This window comes from Erwinia sp. V71 (assembly GCF_965644245.1).
Lineage (GTDB): Bacteria > Pseudomonadota > Gammaproteobacteria > Enterobacterales > Enterobacteriaceae > Erwinia.
Genome location: NZ_CBFFRK010000093.1, coordinates 1 through 16,780 on the forward strand (window position 1 = coordinate 1; position 16,780 = coordinate 16,780).

The 16,780-nt window shown below is 53.3% G+C and carries 13 protein-coding genes and 1 pseudogene; 5 read left to right on the forward strand and 9 right to left on the reverse strand.

Annotated elements, in window-relative coordinates; genetic code table 11:
* The first annotated feature begins 315 nt into the window (after positions 1 to 315).
* Positions 316 to 1,760: pseudogene (aldA, locus tag ACSZO1_RS16625) on the forward strand (aldehyde dehydrogenase).
* Here aldA and ACSZO1_RS16630 read toward each other — a convergent pair.
* Genes ACSZO1_RS16630 through ACSZO1_RS16645 form a run of 4 tightly spaced genes read right to left on the reverse strand, consistent with a single transcriptional unit; the run spans position 1,748 to position 5,745 of the window.
* Positions 1,748 to 2,683, reverse strand: coding sequence for a LacI family DNA-binding transcriptional regulator (locus tag ACSZO1_RS16630; protein WP_437614539.1), 936 nt, complete (start codon positions 2,681 to 2,683; stop codon positions 1,748 to 1,750). The pseudogene aldA and the gene ACSZO1_RS16630 sit on opposite strands and share 13 nt — an antisense overlap.
* Positions 2,684 to 2,703: 20 nt before the next feature.
* Positions 2,704 to 4,089 (reverse strand): glycoside hydrolase family 1 protein, encoded by a 1,386-nt coding sequence (locus ACSZO1_RS16635; RefSeq protein ID WP_437614541.1) that lies wholly within the window; start codon positions 4,087 to 4,089, stop codon positions 2,704 to 2,706.
* Between the two features lie 13 nt (positions 4,090 to 4,102).
* Positions 4,103 to 5,425, reverse strand: a complete 1,323-nt coding sequence (locus ACSZO1_RS16640; protein WP_437614543.1) for a PTS sugar transporter subunit IIC — start codon at positions 5,423 to 5,425, stop codon at positions 4,103 to 4,105.
* Positions 5,422 to 5,745 carry a PTS sugar transporter subunit IIB gene (locus tag ACSZO1_RS16645; RefSeq protein ID WP_437614545.1) on the reverse strand — a complete coding sequence of 108 codons (324 nt, stop codon included), beginning with the start codon at positions 5,743 to 5,745 and terminating at the stop codon, positions 5,422 to 5,424. The genes ACSZO1_RS16640 and ACSZO1_RS16645 overlap by 4 nt, the downstream gene beginning before the upstream one ends.
* Positions 5,746 to 6,173: 428 nt before the next feature.
* Between ACSZO1_RS16645 and ACSZO1_RS16650 the strand changes: the two genes are divergently transcribed.
* Positions 6,174 to 7,157 carry a DUF1852 domain-containing protein gene (locus tag ACSZO1_RS16650; protein ID WP_437614547.1) on the forward strand — a complete coding sequence of 328 codons (984 nt, stop codon included), beginning with the start codon at positions 6,174 to 6,176 and terminating at the stop codon, positions 7,155 to 7,157.
* Positions 7,158 to 7,183: 26 nt separating this feature from the next.
* On the forward strand, positions 7,184 to 8,215 hold the full coding sequence (locus ACSZO1_RS16655; RefSeq protein ID WP_437614549.1) for a methionine synthase: 1,032 nt from the start codon (positions 7,184 to 7,186) through the stop codon (positions 8,213 to 8,215).
* Between the two features lie 92 nt (positions 8,216 to 8,307).
* Here ACSZO1_RS16655 and ACSZO1_RS16660 read toward each other — a convergent pair whose 3' ends face one another.
* Positions 8,308 to 8,553, reverse strand: coding sequence for a YmjA family protein (locus ACSZO1_RS16660; protein ID WP_437614551.1), 246 nt, complete (start codon positions 8,551 to 8,553; stop codon positions 8,308 to 8,310).
* A gap of 171 nt (positions 8,554 to 8,724) precedes the next feature.
* Here ACSZO1_RS16660 and ACSZO1_RS16665 point away from each other — a divergent pair, with 171 nt between their 5' ends.
* Complete coding sequence (locus tag ACSZO1_RS16665) at positions 8,725 to 9,423, forward strand: RluA family pseudouridine synthase (protein ID WP_437614553.1); 699 nt, start codon at positions 8,725 to 8,727, stop codon at positions 9,421 to 9,423.
* A 114-nt stretch (positions 9,424 to 9,537) separates the two neighbouring features.
* Here ACSZO1_RS16665 and ACSZO1_RS16670 read toward each other — a convergent pair whose 3' ends face one another.
* The 4 genes from ACSZO1_RS16670 to ACSZO1_RS16685 all read right to left on the reverse strand — a co-directional run bounded on the left by ACSZO1_RS16670 (position 9,538) and on the right by ACSZO1_RS16685 (position 14,838).
* Positions 9,538 to 10,077 (reverse strand): DUF2058 domain-containing protein, encoded by a 540-nt coding sequence (locus ACSZO1_RS16670; protein WP_437614555.1) that lies wholly within the window; start codon positions 10,075 to 10,077, stop codon positions 9,538 to 9,540.
* 133 nt (positions 10,078 to 10,210) lie between these two features.
* Positions 10,211 to 11,995 (reverse strand): EAL domain-containing protein, encoded by a 1,785-nt coding sequence (locus ACSZO1_RS16675; protein ID WP_437614557.1) that lies wholly within the window; start codon positions 11,993 to 11,995, stop codon positions 10,211 to 10,213.
* A 138-nt stretch (positions 11,996 to 12,133) separates the two neighbouring features.
* Positions 12,134 to 13,411, reverse strand: a complete 1,278-nt coding sequence (locus tag ACSZO1_RS16680) for an MFS transporter (protein ID WP_437614559.1) — start codon at positions 13,409 to 13,411, stop codon at positions 12,134 to 12,136.
* Entirely contained in the window at positions 13,408 to 14,838 is a 1,431-nt protein-coding gene (locus ACSZO1_RS16685; RefSeq protein ID WP_437614561.1) for a M20 family metallopeptidase, read from the reverse strand. The genes ACSZO1_RS16680 and ACSZO1_RS16685 overlap by 4 nt, the downstream gene beginning before the upstream one ends.
* 152 nt (positions 14,839 to 14,990) lie before the next feature.
* Between ACSZO1_RS16685 and ACSZO1_RS16690 the strand changes: the two genes are divergently transcribed.
* Positions 14,991 to 15,914, forward strand: coding sequence for a LysR family transcriptional regulator (locus tag ACSZO1_RS16690; RefSeq protein WP_437614563.1), 924 nt, complete (start codon positions 14,991 to 14,993; stop codon positions 15,912 to 15,914).
* Positions 15,915 to 16,780 lie beyond the last annotated feature (866 nt).

The following is a 16,780-nucleotide window of genomic DNA, read 5'->3' on the forward strand; positions in this document are numbered from 1 at the left end:
TACAGCTCAGCTAAGGTAAGGCTAATACAGCTAAGGACTCCACTGAACCCCACCGATTAAATCGCACCTTCCTTAACATTGCCAAAAGTTACCGAAAAAACTGATATCAGATTAACCGAGTTTTCAGCCAGGTCGCGCGCAATTTTCTCATTTTGCCGTTCCTGCCACGCCAATCCTCGCATTTTTGCCAGCAAGCGTTGGCTGCTGGCAGCCAGATGGAGGTTCCGCCTGACAAATTGCGTCAGTTTTTAGTCCAGCAACAGAAGCGTCGCATTCTGTTAACAAAAACATCGCAACCGTGACGGAGAATTCAGTATGGCAACCCTGCAGCAACGTATGTATATCAATGGCCAGTTTGTCGCTAACCAGAGTGACCGCTGGATCGAGGTGATTAACCCGGCAACCGAGCAGGTGATTGCGCAGATCCCCGAAGGCAGCGCCGACGACGCCCGGCGCGCCATTGACGCCGCTGCCGCCGCACAGCCAGGCTGGGAAGCGCTGCCCGCCGTCGAGCGTGGCGTCTGGCTGCATAAAATTGCCGCGGGTATTCGCCAGCGCGCAGACGAACTGACCGCCACGATTATCGCCGAAGGCGGTAAAACCTTTGGTCTGGCGCAAACCGAAGTGCTGTTTACCGCCGATTACCTCGACTATATGGCGGAGTGGGCGCGGCGTTATGAAGGCGAAATCGTGCAGAGCGATCGCCCGAACGAAAATATTCTGGTGTTTAAAAAAGCGATTGGCGTCACCACCGGCATTCTGCCGTGGAACTTCCCCTTCTTTCTGATTGCCCGCAAAGCGGCACCGGCACTGGTCACCGGTAATACCATCGTGATTAAACCCAGTGAACTGACGCCGAATAATGCCGCGATCTTCGCGGAAATTATCGACAGCATCGGACTGCCCGCCGGAGTCCTGAATATTGTCTATGGCTACGGGCCCACCGTTGGCCAGGAACTGGCGGCCAACCCGAAAGTGGGGATGGTCAGCCTGACCGGCAGCGTCAATGCCGGCATTGCCACCATGCAGGCGGCGGCCAGCAATGTCACCAAAGTGTCGCTGGAACTGGGCGGCAAAGCCCCAGCCATCGTGATGAACGATGCCGACCTGGATATCGCGGTAAAAGCGATTGTCAGTTCGCGGGTGATCAACACTGGACAGGTGTGCAACTGTGCCGAACGCGTCTATGTGCAGGATGACATCTACGACGAATTTATCACCCGCCTGGTGGCAGCATTTGAACAGGTGACCTTTGGCGATCCGGCCCAGCAGAAAGCGCTGGATATGGGGCCGCTGATTAGCGCCGCGGCTTTGCAACGGGTCGAAGAGAAAGTGGCGACCGCGATTGCGGATGGAGCACAGCTACTGTTCGGCGGCAAACGCCACGGCACCACCGGCTTCTTCTTCCAGCCGACCATTCTGACCCATGTGCGCCAGGAGATGGCGATTATGCATGAGGAGATTTTTGGCCCGGTATTGCCAGTAGCGCGTTTCCGCACGCTGGATGAAGCCATTGCACTGGCAAATGACAGTGAGTATGGCCTGACATCATCAATCTTCACCCGTAATATCAATACCGCGATGACCGCCCTGCGACAGCTGAAATTTGGTGAAACCTATATCAACCGCGAAACTTCGAAGCGATGCAGGATTTCCACGCTGGCTGGCGCAAGTCAGGTGTCGGTGGTGCGGATGGCCGTCACGGACTGGAGGAGTACCTGCAGACTCATGTTGCTTATCTGCAGTTTCAGCCTTCCTGACAGGGAGTAAACAGCTGGCCGCGTAACGGCGGAAAACCGCTGGCGTTGCCGGTGATCACGTTGATCGCCTGCTGCGCCAGCGTTTCCAGCGGGTAGGTTATCGTCGGTAACGCTGGCACACCAGCGTGCGCCGCAGAACCGTCGAGACTAAACACCATCACATCCTGCGGGACGTTACGCCGGCCGCGCTGCAGCTGTTGGGTGACTTCCAGTCCTTTCCAGTAATCGGTGACCAGCAGCGCATCAAAGCTGATCCGGCGCTCAAGTAAACCGTTCAGCGCCTCACTGACCGAGGGCTGTTCGTCCACAATCAGCTGGCGGTTAAACGGCATCGAGGCATTTTCCAGCGCGCGGCAATAGCCCTGCAGAACCTGCTCCGCCGCCTCGCTGGCGCTGAAATTCAGCAGCGCGATTTTACGCCGCTGACGACTGAACAGATACTGGCTGGCAGTCTGGCTGGCATACTCATAATCCACGCCAAGCTGCTGATCGCCACTGGCATTGATACAGTCAATCAGCAGCGCCTGCTGCGCCTCCGGCGGCAGCGGGAAACGCGCGCCGACCACCATCAGTGCATCACATAAACCGGTACTCAGTTCAGCACAGGCCTGCGCCACGGCTTCGCCACTATTGGCAAAGCGCAGCAGCAGGTGTTTCTGGTGCAGACTGAGCTGCTTTTCCAGCGCCTGTAAATAACCCGTCGCCTGCTGAATATGCTCAGTGGCGCAGATCACCCCGATACAGTGGGTGGTCTGGCTGCTGAGCGACTGAGCAATCGCATTCGGTCTGTAATTGAGTATCTCCACCGCACGCAGCACCGCGTCGCGGCTCTCCTCTTTCACACCACGACTGCCACTCAGCACCCGCGAAACCGTGGCTTTCGATACCTGCGCCAGACGCGATACATCATTAATACTCGCCATGATTACTCTCTGTCAGAATGTTAACCGGAGAAGCCGTTTTCTCTGGCTGTACGGGCAAACCACTCCCCGCTTTTCTTGATGCTGCGCCGCTGACTGGCCAGGTCGAGCTGCACAAAACCGTAACGGTTTTTATAGGCATTGCACCACGACCAGTTATCGATAAAGGTCCACATATGATAACCCAGACAGTTGCTGCCTTCGGCAAGACCACGATGCACCCACTGCAGATGCTCCCGTACAAAATCGATACGGTAATCATCGGCAATCTGACCATTGTGCGCAAAGCGTTCTTCATTCTCCACGCCCATGCCGTTTTCGGAAATAAAGCAGCGCGGATTGCCGTAGCTTTCGCGCAGACGCGTCAGAATATCGTAAATACCCGGCGCATAAATTTCCCAGCCGCGATACGGATTCATTTTACGCCCCGGCATCTCGTAATGATCGAAGAACCATTCCGGCATAAACGGGCTTTCCGGGTTCACCAGGCTGTCGCGACATTTGATACGCCGCGGCTGGTAATAATTGATCCCCAGCAGATCCACCACGCCCGTCGCCAGCAGTTCCGCATCACCAGGCTGGCACGCCGGCAACTGCCCGTGGCGTTTCAATAGCGCCACCAGTTCCTCGGGGTAGCTGCCACGCAGTGCCGGATCGAGGAAGCTGCGGTTAAACATCAAATCAGCAACGTTAGCCGCTTTCACATCCGCCGGATGTGCAGAGCGCGGATACGATGGTGTGAGATTGAGGATGATACCAATCTCACCGCCCTGCTGCCGCTGGCGATAATGCTGCACCGCCTGCGCATGCGCCAGCATGGTGTGGTATGCCACGGTCGCCGCACGGCGGAAATCCACCACATTTGGATAGTGAAAATCATACAGGTAGCCACCTTCCACCGGCACAATCGGTTCATTAAAGGTGAACCAGTGCTTCACCCGATCGCCAAACAGCTGGAAGCAGGTATCGGCGTAGCGGGCATAGGCTGCCACCACCTCCAGGTTCTCCCAGCCGCCCTGCTCCTGCAGCACCAACGGCATATCAAAATGAAAAAGATTAATAAACGGCGTGATGCCCTGTGCCAGCAGCTCATCGATGATCTGGTTATAAAAGCTGACCGCCTGTGGATTCACGGCGCCAGTGCCGTCCGGGATCAGCCGCGCCCAGGAGATCGAGGTACGAAAACTGTTATGATTCAGCTGTTTCAGTAAGGCGATATCATCACGCCAGTGCTGGTAAAAGCCGGAAGTCTGCGCCGGGCCAACCTGCTGGTGAAAACGTCCGGGTTGCTGCTGAAACCAGTGATCCCAGATGGTCGCGCTTTTGCCAAAACTCAGGCTGTCGCCTTCAGTCTGTGGCGCAGAACTGGCGCTTCCCCACCAGAAAGTCTCAGGAAACTGATACTGCATATCGATTCTCTCCTTAGCTGCGCGCCGTTGCTTCCGCGCCCTGTTGTGCCGCTTTTTCCGCTTCCTGTTGCATCAGGCTGCGCTCATACACCCGCAGGAACGGCAGATACATCAGTGCCGACATCACCATACAGAACAGGCACATCACCACCGGGCTCAGCGCCCAGTTCGCCGCCCAGGAGGCACCTATCGGGCCAGGCGTGGTCCATGGCGCCATCGACACCACCTGCGCCACCCAGCCCAGTTTAGTGGCGGTCCAGGCAAAGATGGCATTGACCATCGGCACACAGATAAACGGCAGGAAGAACAGCGGATTCATAATGATCGGCATACCGAACAGAATCGGTTCATTAATATTAAAGAAGCTTGGCACCACCCCCATCCTGCCGATAGAACGCAGATGCGCAGTGCGGCTGCGCAGCAGCAGAAAGGCCAGCGGCAGAGTGGAACCCACACCGCCAATCAGCAGATAGAAATCCCAGAAGCCGGTGATATAGATATGCGGCAGCGGCGCGCCCGCTTCCAGCGCTGCCTGATTCGCCGCAAGGTTAGTCAGCCAGAAAGGATTCATAATCCCGGTGACGATCAATGCACCATGGATACCGGCAAACCACAGCACCTGGCAAATCAGCACCGACAGCAGTACCGCCGGTAATGAGTCTGAAGCTGACACCAGCGGCTGCAACAGGTGCATAATCGCCTGCGGAATGATCATACCGGTCCAGGACTCAATCAGCAGATTCAGCGGGTGCAGCGTGGCGACAATCACAATCACCGGGATCAGAATTTCAAACGAGCGCGCGACGCCGGTTGGCACCTCTTTCGGCAGACGAATGGTGATGTTGTGCCGTTTTAGCCAGGCATAGACTTCGCTGGTGTAGATAGCCGTCAGAATGGCGGTAAAAATCCCCTGCCCGGAGAAGTATTCCGTGGAAATTTTACCGTCTGCTACTGGCGCAGCGACCAGCAAAAAGCCCATAAACGCCAGCAGCCCGGTCATTACCGGGTCCAGCTTGTGCTGACGACCCATGCTGGCGCCAATACCAGTGGAGATAAAAAAGGTCATCACCCCCATACTGAGATGATAAGGCAGCATCAGCTGCTCGCGATACGCCAGCGAGAAGTCGAGCCAGGCGCGGGCAAAGCCCCATGTGGTATCCGGTGAAAACGGCGGGAAGATAAACACCAGCATAAAGGAACCGATGATCATAAACGGCAGCGCGGCGACAAAGCCATCGCGGATGGCAATCACATGGCGCTGCTGGCCGACAGCGCCAGCCATCGGGGTGATTTTGCGCTCAATCACATCGATCATCGCCTGATAAAGTGAGCTCATGATGTCACTCCCTGACGGGCAATCAGTTCGATAGCGAAATCGAGTACCTTATCGCCGCGCTGCATGCCGTAATCGGTCATATTGATCGGCGCGACCGGCACACCACGGCTGGCGGCTTTTTCCGCCAGCGCGCCCTGCATATATTTAATTTGTGGCCCTAACAGCACCACCTGATAATCGCCATAGTGCTCATCAAATTCGGTGGCACTGTAAGCGGCGATATCCACCGCCAGTCCGCGCTGCGCGGCCTCTTCCTGCATTTTACGCACCAGCAAACTCGTGGACATGCCAGCGGAACAACAAAGCATGATTCTGTACATAATCGATACTCCCTGTCGTTGATTTATCCTGAGTGAAAACCATACGGAAACCGGTTTCCAATACCAGCACGAGAGATTGCGATCCAGTTCATGAAATAATCAGCAGTGTCGATGCAGGATGTGAAATGCGTCACGGATATGGCGGGCAGCGGCGGCAGTCGCCATCAATTTCCACCGTGAAAAAGGTGGACCGCGAACGTCTGCCATGCCGCCTGCCCTGAACGCCAATCTGATCATGAAGATGACTCATGCAGAAATGAAATTAAATCACTTTCACTCGTCCAATGGCTCTGGCATAAAATATGCATTATCAGCGACAGACACATGATCACCACTGAATGAGAAAAGCCGAATAAAAATTGAGCGAACCTCAAACAGCAAGAAATACATTCAGTGTTTGATATCAGAGATTAGGATACCCGATAACGATGAATAACGAATTTACGTTTACCATTAAAAGCACACGCTTTGATGAAAACTACAACCCTTCCGAAAATACGCGCATCACGACCAACTTTGCTAATCTGGCAAGAGGCGATAAGCGCCAGGAGAACCTGCGTAACGCCCTGGTGATGATGGACAATCGCTTCAATTCGCTGGCGCACTGGGATAACGCCAAAGGGGATCGTTACGCGGTCGAGCTTGAAATCATCTCTGCTGAGTTGAATATTGCTGCTGCAGGCAACAGTGCCTCCTTCCCGGTGATTGAAATACTGAAAACCAGCATCGTTGATAAAAAAACCCGCGAGCGCATTGAAGGCATTGTCGGCAATAACTTCTCCTCTTACGTGCGCGATTATGACTTTAGCGTCGTGCTGCCGGAGCACAACAAAGACCAGGACAGATTCAGCATTCCGGGCAATTTCGGTGATTTGCATGGCAATTTATTTAAATGCTTCCTCGACTCTGCCGCGTATAAAGAGAGCTTTAATAAGCCACCGGTTATCTGCCTCAGTGTCTCCAGTAAAAACACCTATCACCGCACGGGAAATGAGCATCCTGTATTGGGTATCGAATACCAGCAAAACGAAGCGTCCCTGACCGATCATTATTTCGGGAAAATGGGGTTACAGGTTCGTTTCTTTATGCCTCAGAATTGCGTTGCGCCTTTGGCATTTTATTTCCCTGGTGATTTGCTGGCTGATTACACCAATCTTGAACTTATCAGCACTATCAGTACGATGGAGACGTTTCAAAAGATCTACCGTCCTGAGATCTACAATGCGAATTCTGCCGCAGGACAATGCTATCAGCCAAACCTGCACCACCAGGATCATTCATTTACGCAGATTGTTTATGATCGCGAAGAACGCAGCCAGCTGGCTATTGAACAGGGTAAGTTTACTGAAGAACACTTCATCAAACCCTATCAGACTCTCCTTGAGCAATGGTCTGCCAGCTACGCGCGTTGATTAACTAAAACAAAAGGTCACCTGTTATGAAAATATTATTACCTACTTCAACTGCGGGCAGCTTGCCTAAGCCATCCTGGCTTGCACAACCAGAGACACTGTGGTCACCGTGGAAATTGCAGGACGGAGAGTTAATCGACGGCAAAAAGGATGCGCTGCGTTTGTCTCTGCAGGATCAACTGCAGGCAGGCATTAATATTGTCAGTGACGGCGAGCAGACACGTCAGCATTTTGTGACCACGTTTATTGAACACCTGAGCGGCGTTGATTTCCAGAAACGGGAAATCGTGAAAATCCGTAATCGCTATGATGCCAGTGTGCCGACCGTCGTCGGTGAAGTGGCGCGCCAGAAGCCGGTGTTTGTTAACGATGCCAGATTCTTACGTCAGCAAACCACGCAGCCGATCAAATGGGCGCTGCCTGGTCCTATGACGATGATCGATACCCTGTATGACAACCACTATAAAAGTCGCGAAAAACTCGCCTGGGAATTCGCCAAAATACTTAATCAGGAAGCGAAAGAATTAGAGGCTGCGGGTGTCGATATTATTCAGTTTGATGAGCCTGCATTTAATGTGTTCTTTGATGAGGTGAATGACTGGGGCATTGCGGCCTTAGAAAGAGCCATTGAAGGGCTGAAATGTGAAACCGCAGTACATATCTGCTATGGCTATGGCATCAAGGCCAATACAGACTGGAAAAAAACGCTGGGGACAGAGTGGCGGCAATATGAAGAAGTGTTCCCTAAGCTGCAAAAATCCAATATCGATATCATCTCACTGGAATGCCAGAACTCTCGTGTGCCAATGGATCTGATTGAACTGATTCGCGGGAAAAAAGTGATGGTGGGCGCCATTGACGTGGCAACCAATACCATTGAGACGCCAGAAGAAGTGGCCAGTACGCTGCGTAAAGCGCTGCAGTTTGTCGATGCCGACAAACTCTATCCTTCGACCAACTGTGGCATGGCACCATTATCCCGTGAGGTCGCAAGGGGCAAACTGAGTGCGTTAGGTGCAGGTGCGGCAATTGTGCGCAAAGAACTGCTGGCTAAATAACCTCGCCATCCAGCAGTTCACCTGAAACGACCTCAGTCCGGTTGCGCGATATGATCCATCGCCAGCCGGACTGAGCGGATAATCAGCAGAAGCTACTCATTGCCCCATTGATTCAGAAACGTCGCTATCTCATCAATACGACGCCCGTCAATACCCGCCTCACCAGCCATCTCTTTCTGAGCATCTTCGCTGATTTCTTCGTTATTCATTAAGCGGGTGAGCAGCAACTGGAAATAGTGCGCCAGAGAATCACGCTCTGCTTCATTTACCGGCGTAGCCGTTTCCGTCGAATACTCATCGGCGATGTCATAAAATTTAAGCGGTATTTCTTTGTTCATAAGGCATTTCCAAGGTTGAGGTCTGTGTCGGTTGCTGTCTGCACCGTCTGGCCTGAATAATATCATTCTTACTTCATTTTTTCTGTCCCTGGTACAGAAGCAAAGCGTAAGATTCGCCAGCCAGCTAAAAATTCGCTATCATCCGCACCCACTCTCCCTCCGGCCAGCCTGATGTCTGCGATTTCCGATACCTTTATTGCCCCGCCGTGCCCTGACCAGATAGCGATTGTCTATCAGGACGATCACCTCGTGCTGATCAATAAACCTGCCGGGCTACTCAGCCTCTCGGGGAAAAATCCACTAAATCTCGATTCAGTGCATCACCGGCTGGTACAGATATTTCCCGGCTGCACCCTGGTCCACCGTCTTGATTTCGGTACTTCCGGATTAATGGTGATTGCCCGCAACAAGGCCATTAATGCCGCCCTCTGCCAGCAGTTCAGTGAGCGCAGAGTGACCAAGCGATACAGCGCACTGCTCTGCGGGCATCTGGACGATAACGAAGGGATGATAGAGGCGGCGATTGCCAAAGACCCGGCGCTGTTCCCACTGATGTCGATTTGTTCAATCCACGGCAAGCCCGCCCGCTCGCGCTATCGGGTCATTGAGCGCCTGCATCATGTGCTGGAGGACAAAACATTACTGCCACTGACGCGGGTAGAGCTAACCCCGGAGACCGGGCGCACTCATCAGCTGCGTATTCACTGCCAGCAACTGGGGCACCCTATTTTGGGCTGCGACCTGTATGGCGGTCGTCTGCTGCCGGGTACTGAACTGACGCCGCGGCTGATGCTGCACGCCAGTGAGTTGCATTTTATGCATCCCATCAGCGAAGCGTGGATCAACGCCCGCTGTGACAGCCCGTTCTGAAAGCGAAGTCGCTATCGCGATACCGCCGTGAAGGTGCCCGGCACGACGCCAGCGTGCATACGCCATGCTTAATCAGATATTTTCTAACGTAACACCCGGCACCGGAAATGGTCATTACCACATTAAATCATCAGGCACTTTAAAATCAGCATACGGATCATCTTCATCCTGCTCTTCCTGACTAAGTGCGCTATTTAAGACAATACTTTCCGCATCACGCTGCGCAATTTTATCGGCGACGATCGCGGGGATAATGGCGTATTCACTTTCGCCGCTGTTATCAGCAATCAGACGCGCGATGGCAAGGCGACCATTCATCAGCTGGGTGTGAGTAAGCTTATCGACAACGATTTTTTTAATGACATTATTATCGGTGAAGTTAAAACCAATATCGCCTTTTGCAGGGCTAATCCTGTTCATTTCAATCAGTTGTTTCACCTGAGCTTTATATTCTTTCGATAAAGCAGCCTGTTTTTGTTGTTCGCTTAGCTGTTTATCACGCTCAAGTTGTGCTTTTTTATTCTCTTCCACACTCTCTCTTGCTTCACGGCTCTGAACCCGCGATTTTTTAGCCGTTCTCTGGATTTTGGCCATTTTTTTGCTGGTCACTAATCCCGCTTTCAGCATCTGCTCTTGTAAGGTGAGTTTGGTCATCTTCGTTTCTGAATCCGTTGAATAATTTGGGAGATTATACCCCTAATCATTCAGGCCGTACCAGATTGCACCGCGGTGTAACCTGATAAGGAAAATCGTCCGGCCATTGTCAGCTAAAAAGGAGGGGTGACTTTCACAAACTATCATCACGCTGTTGCCACATCAGCCAGCCTTCAAGCTGGGCTGGCGGCAACGGGCGCGAATAGTAGAAGCCCTGGGCTTCATCGCAGCCCCAGGCGTGCAGTGAATTCGCAGTTTCGAGGCCTTCCACCCCTTCCGCCAGCACAATGTAATCAAGGTCTTTCAACAGCTTAATAACACTGCGCGCGATAATGCGACTGGCGTTATCACTCGACACCTGTTTAATCAGCGAGCGATCCAGTTTAATTACGTCCATCGGAATGCGCCGCAGATAGCTGATATTGCTATAGCCAGCGCCAAAATCATCCAGAGAAATGCGGAAACCGCGCAGTTTCAGCATATCAAGACCATTCAGCGCCGCTTCGCTCTCCAGCACTTTTTCCGTTTCCAGGCACTCAATCCCCAGTTCATCGGGCTGCAGTCCCATGCGCAGCATTTTCGCCTCCAGCATATCGGCGAACCCCGGACGGGAAAAATCACTCACCGTCACATTCACCGAAACCGGGATATTGATGCCCTTCTGTTTCCACAGATTCAGCTGGTGCAGTGCTCTGTCGATCACCCAGTCGGTTAAGTCCGCCATCACACTGGTTTTTTCCACCAGCGGAATAAAACGGTCCGGCGGCAGTTCGCCATGTACCGGATGACGCCAGCGGATTAACGCCTCCAGCCCGACGGTTTTACCGCTTTGCAGATTCACCTTCGGCTGATACACCAGATACAGGCCACCATCGCCCTGCAGCGCGGCGGCGATATCATTGATTAACAGGAAATCATCACTGTGCGTACTGTCAACTGAGGCGTTATATTCGAGGAAAGCCTGCTTTGTGCTGATGGCTTCATGCAGCGCACTCACCGCCTGGCGCAGCGTCTCGGAGATATCACAGCCGACCGGGGTAAAGCGCACCATACCGCTGAAGACATCCAGACTGACAGCAATATCATAGGTAATCTGCGCGCGGATCCCTTCCAGTTTGCAGCTAATACTGCTGCCGCTCAGCGGGTGATTTTCGGTGAGCAGTAAGGCAAAACGGCCGGTCGCCACGGTATACAGCACATCTTCCTGCTTCAGCCGCAAGCGCAGCCGCAGCAGCATGGCGATATCACGCAGCAGTGCCTCAACCGCCGGCATGCCCAGCGTCCGCGCCATTTCATAGGCGCGCGGCATATCGATACAGTCGATCAACACCAGCTGATGAGGTAAGTCATTATCGCTTTCGGCCAGCAGTTCAATATCGCGCAGCAGACGCTGGCGGTTAGGCAGCATGGTGACGACATCAATGTAGCCGGTTTTGTACCACGCCTGCAGATAACCCGTCACCAGACCGGCGAGCAGCTCCAGTGTTTCGATATTTTCGCTGCTAAAGGCATGCGGCTGGGTGTCGGTCAGGCAAAAGGTGCCAACAACCGTTCCGCTGGCTGTACGCAGTGGCGCACCGGCGTAAAAGCGAATACCGGGTTCGCCGAGAGTAAAAGGACTGCGGCAGAAGCGGTCATCATTGAGGGTGTCACAACACACCACCATCTCATCGGCAGCCAGGATATGACGGCAAAATGCGTCGTTCAGTGAGGTTTCTATCTGCGGGAAATTATGCGAAACACGAATATATTGCCGTTCGTCATCAAGAATGGAGATAAAGCTACGCGGAATCCCCAGCAATTCACTCGCCAGGCGGATAAATTTTTGCAGGATTTCATCGCGGTTTTTATCCGCAGATTTCAGCATCTCCAGCACGGCAAGTCGTTTTCTCTGCGCGTTATCTGCACCAATGACCATATCGATTGATTGCCAGTAAGATTTATCCCATGGGTTTACGCCATACTACCCCAGAGCGGGCGTATCGCTAACAATATTTTGTTATGGATATTGTTAAGAAGTGCTGGCGGAAACGTTGCCGTTTCCGCCAGAAAAGTGTTACGACAGGCGACGCTTGCTCGTCAGCAATGCAGCACCGCTTAACAATGCGAGGATCATCAGATAGTAGCTTGGTGCCAGCGTGGTGCCGGTCAGCGTAATCAGCAGGCTGCACACCAGCGGGGCAAAGCCACCAAAGATCGTCACCGCAATGTTATAGCTGATCGCCATACCACTGGCACGGGTGGCGACCGGGAACAGGTCAGCCATCAGTGACGGTACTGTTGAGAAGTAAACCGACTTCAGCAGCGCCATCCAGCCGACCAGCAGCATCAGCGTCATTGGCGAAGTATGATTCACCACCAGCAGGAAGCCGGGATAAATGGTGAGAATCAGCAGGATCAACGACGTCCACATCAGCGGCATACGGCCCACTTTCTCTGCCCACAGTCCCATAATCGGCGTAACGACGGTCAGAATCACCCCGGCCATCAGCGTGGCACCGTAGGCGACATTGCCTGGCAAATGCAGATTTTTGGTGGCGTAAGTCGGCACATAGTTCAGCATGTAGTTAATGCCGGTAGAAATCACCATCAGGCCAATCGCTAACAGCAACAGCGTTTTCTGTTTGCCAGCCAGCGTCTTCAGTGGCGCACTTTTTTTCTCCGCATGGGCAAAAACCGGCGGCTCGTGCAGGTGACGACGAATGTACAGCCCCACCGGGCCGATAATCAGACCAAAGGCGAACGGGATACGCCAGCCCCACTCCTGAATCTGCGCTTCGCTCATCAGCGAGGTCAGGCCGAGGCCAAACGCCGCTGCCATCAGCGTACTCGCGCCCTGGGTGGCAAACTGCCAGCTGGCGATAAAGGCTTTACGTTCCGGGAAATGCTCGACCAGGAATGCGGTGGAACTGCCAAATTCACCACCGGCGGAAAAACCCTGAATCAGACGCGCCAGCATAATCAGAACCGGTGCGGCCAGACCAATGGTGGCATAGGTCGGCATAAAGGTGATCATCGCGCCGCCCAGCATCATCAGGTTGATGGAGACCAGCAGCGCCTTTTTACGCCCGGCACGGTCAGCATAGTTCCCCAGCACTATCGCACCCAGTGGGCGGATCAGGAACGACACACCAAAACTGCCCAATGCCAGCAGCAGTGACATCGATTCATCTGCCGCCGGGAAAAAGGCGCGGGCGATGTAGCTGGCAAAAAAGGCATAGACCGCGATATCAAACCACTCCAGCGCATTACCGACGCAGGTGGCAAACAAGGTTTTGTGCAGATTCGGCTTTACGGCGCTGGCCGCAGGAGCCTGTTGGCTTAATTCACTCATGCTTTCACTCCTGACGTGGCCTGATGTGTCTGTTGTTGTGCGACCAATTGCGCGCCCTGTTCACCCAGATCCCAGAACAGTGCGGTCATCATCTGTAATCCTTCACGGGCGATGGATTTCAGCATATGCTCATCCACGGCGTGCTGGCCGCAGGATGGGTAGGAGTGCGGCACCCACAGAGTAGGCAGGCCAAGAATATCGGAGAACACTTCGTTTGGCAGTGAACCACCCAGATTCGGCAGCAGCGCCGGTTTCTTACCACTGGTTTTCGCCATGACGTCCAGCGCCCAGGACACCAGCGGACTGGTCGGGTCAAGACGTGTGGCAGGCGTACCGCGGATCTCTTCAACGTCGACATAGTCAAAACCATGCTGATCGAGATGCTGGCGAATATGCTGGCCGAGGTTTTTCCAGTCAGTTCCCACCACAAAACGCAGCTGACAGACGGCTGTCGCGTGGCCCGGGATCGCGTTCATCGGACGCGCCGGATTTCCGGTGAGGAAAGAGAGCACTTCCAGCGTATTCCAGCCGTACAGGCGCTCGGTGCTGCTGAGTCCCGCTTCGCCCCAGTCACGGTCAATATCCGGGTCATTAGCGTTGCCGCCTACGTCGATATCGCTGAGGATGGTTTTCACCGCTTCGCTGATGGCAGGCGGCTTCAGCGCGGTGACCTGCAGCTGGCCTTTTTCGTTCACCAGACAGGCAATGGCGTTAGCCAGCTGCGTGCCCGGATTGCTTAACAGCCCGCCCCAGTTGCCAGAGTGGTAATCTTTCGCCCGCGCATTGATGCTCAGACGGAAGTTAATGCAGCCGCGTGAGCCAAGGAACAACGTCGGACGCACCGCATTCAGGCGCGGACCGTCGGAAGCAATAAACAGATCGGCGCGTAACAGCTCGCTCTGCTGCTGGCAGATCTCCGCCAGACCTGGTGAGCTGATTTCTTCGCCCATCTCGAACAGGAAAGTACAGTTAAAGCCGAGCTTACCGCCACGCGCCTTGTAAACCTGTTCCAGCGCGGCAATGTTGACGCTGTGCTGGCCTTTATTATCGGCGCTGCCACGGGCATACCAGTGATCGCCCTCTTCCACCAGCGTCCACGGCGTCAGTCCCTCGCGCCAGTTCTCGTCATCACCAAATACCACATCGCCATGGCCATAACACAGCATGGTCGGCAACTGCGCATCTTCAATACGCGTGGCGATCAGGAAAGGACGATTTTTTGCCCGCGGGTTATCAACCTGCTGTAATGTAAAACCTAATGCACTCAGTGCTGGCGCAATCTCTTCATCGAGATAACGCTGCAGCAGCAGATCGCGGTCATCACGCTGGCTCTCTGTCGCCAGCGCTACGCGCCGCGCCACTACCTGCTTAAACTCCCCGCTGTCGAAATACGCTGTCGCCAGCGCAACTGCTTCTTCACCTGTCATAACTTGTCCGTTGTGTTTGTCTGTTTTCTTATAGGATTTATCTAAGCTAAAATCTCCCTTTGCCACAATTGTTAATTTTTGAAACAAGCTTTGCCTTGAGAGCAAAGCATCCATGCCCGAAAACAAGGCATGCACTCTGATGAGGCGACATGATGCACAGCAGTGAGATTCGTTATTTCCTGGCCGTGGTAAATACCGGCTCGTTAAGCGCCGCCAGTGAGCAGATGTTCGTCGCGGTTTCCGCCATCAGTCGCCAGATCCAGCGGCTGGAAGCGCAGTTGGGCGTCGCGCTGTTTGAACGCCACGCTCGCGGCATGATCCTGACCGAAGCCGGACAAATCTTCGAAAACCACGTGCGTAAAAGCATGCAGGATATGGAACACGCTATCGCACAAATTAAGGGACTGAACGCCATACGCCGTACTTTAATTCGTGTTGCCTGTACTGACGGGATGGCTTTTTATCTGCTGCCGTTCCTGTTTTCCCGTTTTCGTGAGCAGAATCCGGCCGTCACCTTTAGTCTGCGGGTGCTGAATGGCAAAGAAGTGGGAGAAGCCGTCCGCGCCGGGGACTGTGATGTGGCATTTCAGTTCAGCCTGCACCCGGAGCGCGGTGTGGATGTGATCGCCTCTTTTCCTGCGCCGGTCCTGATGGTAATGAAAAATGACCATCCGCTGGCGCAGCAGCAGGTCAGGCTGCAGGATTTGAGTCACTATCCGGTGGCACTGCCCGAACCGGGCACGACACTGCGTCAGCTGTTCGATCTGGCCTGCGGGATGAGTGGCACCTTTATCGAACCGGCACTCACCTGCAACCTGTTTTCCGGGCACTACAATTTCATTCTGCATACTCCGCAGGCCATTACCCTGTGCAGCCCGTTTACCGTGATGTATCAGGCGGTTGAGCATGGGCTGACGCTGAAAGCGCTTGGCGTCGATCAACTGACACAGCGCACCCTGCAAATTCAGACGCCACCGGGGCGGCAACGCAGTGCCGCATTAACGCTGTTCCTGCAATTCATCAGCACCGAGATGAAGCAGCAAAGCGAGAAGATACAGCAGACCTTTGGTTTTTAGCCCCGGACCTGCGAGGGAAGCATAAGATATTTGTATAAAGAGATGATGAAAAGCGGGACGGCCAGATCGCGCGGCCGGGTATTCGTCGCAGACTGCATCGGGAGAATGTAAATAACCCTGCGCGCTGGCTGATAAACAATGACTGCTGACACCAGCCACAATAAAGTCCGTCAGCCGCAGGCAACACGGCTGCCAGACATAAACCCAGGAGGCTGCTCATGGCCGGTTTAAATCTGCACTGTACTTTTGTGCAGCCTTTCTGATGCAAAACGTCAGGTTCCCCCTCACATTTAAGCCTGCGGTTTCATTAGTGGCAGATAACCTTTCCTGTTGTCTGGCTCATGATCGCGAGCATGACACCAGCAAGCAAAATAATTATATGCATATGAATTATTTGAACTTTATTCGCCAGTTCGACGATAATGAGAGCGTATGGCACTTTTACTGCCAATAAATTTCTGAGCAATTATATAAGCCAGGATGCAAAACTATACTTTAGTCCAACTGGTTTTTCACTTTAAGATAACTTATTGTTCTTAACCAGAGGGAGCGGTGAATAAACAAATAAGCTTCCCAGTTATTGATTAAGATAAAATTAAAAAAACTGACCTCGGTTAGATAATAATTGACACCATGCTAATACCAGGGGAAATTCCCATTACGTTATGTTTTAGTTGTCTCTTGTTGCTGTACTTATTCGCCATGGGCGGTTACCGCCCGTTGGCAGTTTATAAGCTGACAACCATAACGAACAGATTAACGCGTGTAACCTGTACCTTAGTTTAACTGGTTCGCGAATTCAGATAATAAGTGCAACGCTCGGACATGATTGTGGAGAGTGTAGGAGGAAGGGTTAACTACCGATA

Excerpts from the sequence above, each read along its gene's own strand:
- ACSZO1_RS16630 (WP_437614539.1), bottom strand. The coding sequence starts at position 2,683 with ATGGCGAGTATTAATGATGTATCGCGTCTGGCGCAGGTATCGAAAGCC.
- ACSZO1_RS16635 (WP_437614541.1), bottom strand. The coding sequence starts at position 4,089 with ATGCAGTATCAGTTTCCTGAGACTTTCTGGTGGGGAAGCGCCAGTTCT.
- ACSZO1_RS16640 (WP_437614543.1), bottom strand. The coding sequence starts at position 5,425 with ATGAGCTCACTTTATCAGGCGATGATCGATGTGATTGAGCGCAAAATC.
- ACSZO1_RS16645 (WP_437614545.1), bottom strand. The coding sequence starts at position 5,745 with ATGTACAGAATCATGCTTTGTTGTTCCGCTGGCATGTCCACGAGTTTG.
- ACSZO1_RS16650 (WP_437614547.1), top strand. The coding sequence starts at position 6,174 with ATGAATAACGAATTTACGTTTACCATTAAAAGCACACGCTTTGATGAA.
- ACSZO1_RS16655 (WP_437614549.1), top strand. The coding sequence starts at position 7,184 with ATGAAAATATTATTACCTACTTCAACTGCGGGCAGCTTGCCTAAGCCA.
- ACSZO1_RS16660 (WP_437614551.1), bottom strand. The coding sequence starts at position 8,553 with ATGAACAAAGAAATACCGCTTAAATTTTATGACATCGCCGATGAGTAT.
- ACSZO1_RS16665 (WP_437614553.1), top strand. The coding sequence starts at position 8,725 with ATGTCTGCGATTTCCGATACCTTTATTGCCCCGCCGTGCCCTGACCAG.
- ACSZO1_RS16670 (WP_437614555.1), bottom strand. The coding sequence starts at position 10,077 with ATGACCAAACTCACCTTACAAGAGCAGATGCTGAAAGCGGGATTAGTG.
- ACSZO1_RS16675 (WP_437614557.1), bottom strand. The coding sequence starts at position 11,995 with ATGGTCATTGGTGCAGATAACGCGCAGAGAAAACGACTTGCCGTGCTG.
- ACSZO1_RS16680 (WP_437614559.1), bottom strand. The coding sequence starts at position 13,411 with ATGAGTGAATTAAGCCAACAGGCTCCTGCGGCCAGCGCCGTAAAGCCG.
- ACSZO1_RS16685 (WP_437614561.1), bottom strand. The coding sequence starts at position 14,838 with ATGACAGGTGAAGAAGCAGTTGCGCTGGCGACAGCGTATTTCGACAGC.
- ACSZO1_RS16690 (WP_437614563.1), top strand. The coding sequence starts at position 14,991 with ATGCACAGCAGTGAGATTCGTTATTTCCTGGCCGTGGTAAATACCGGC.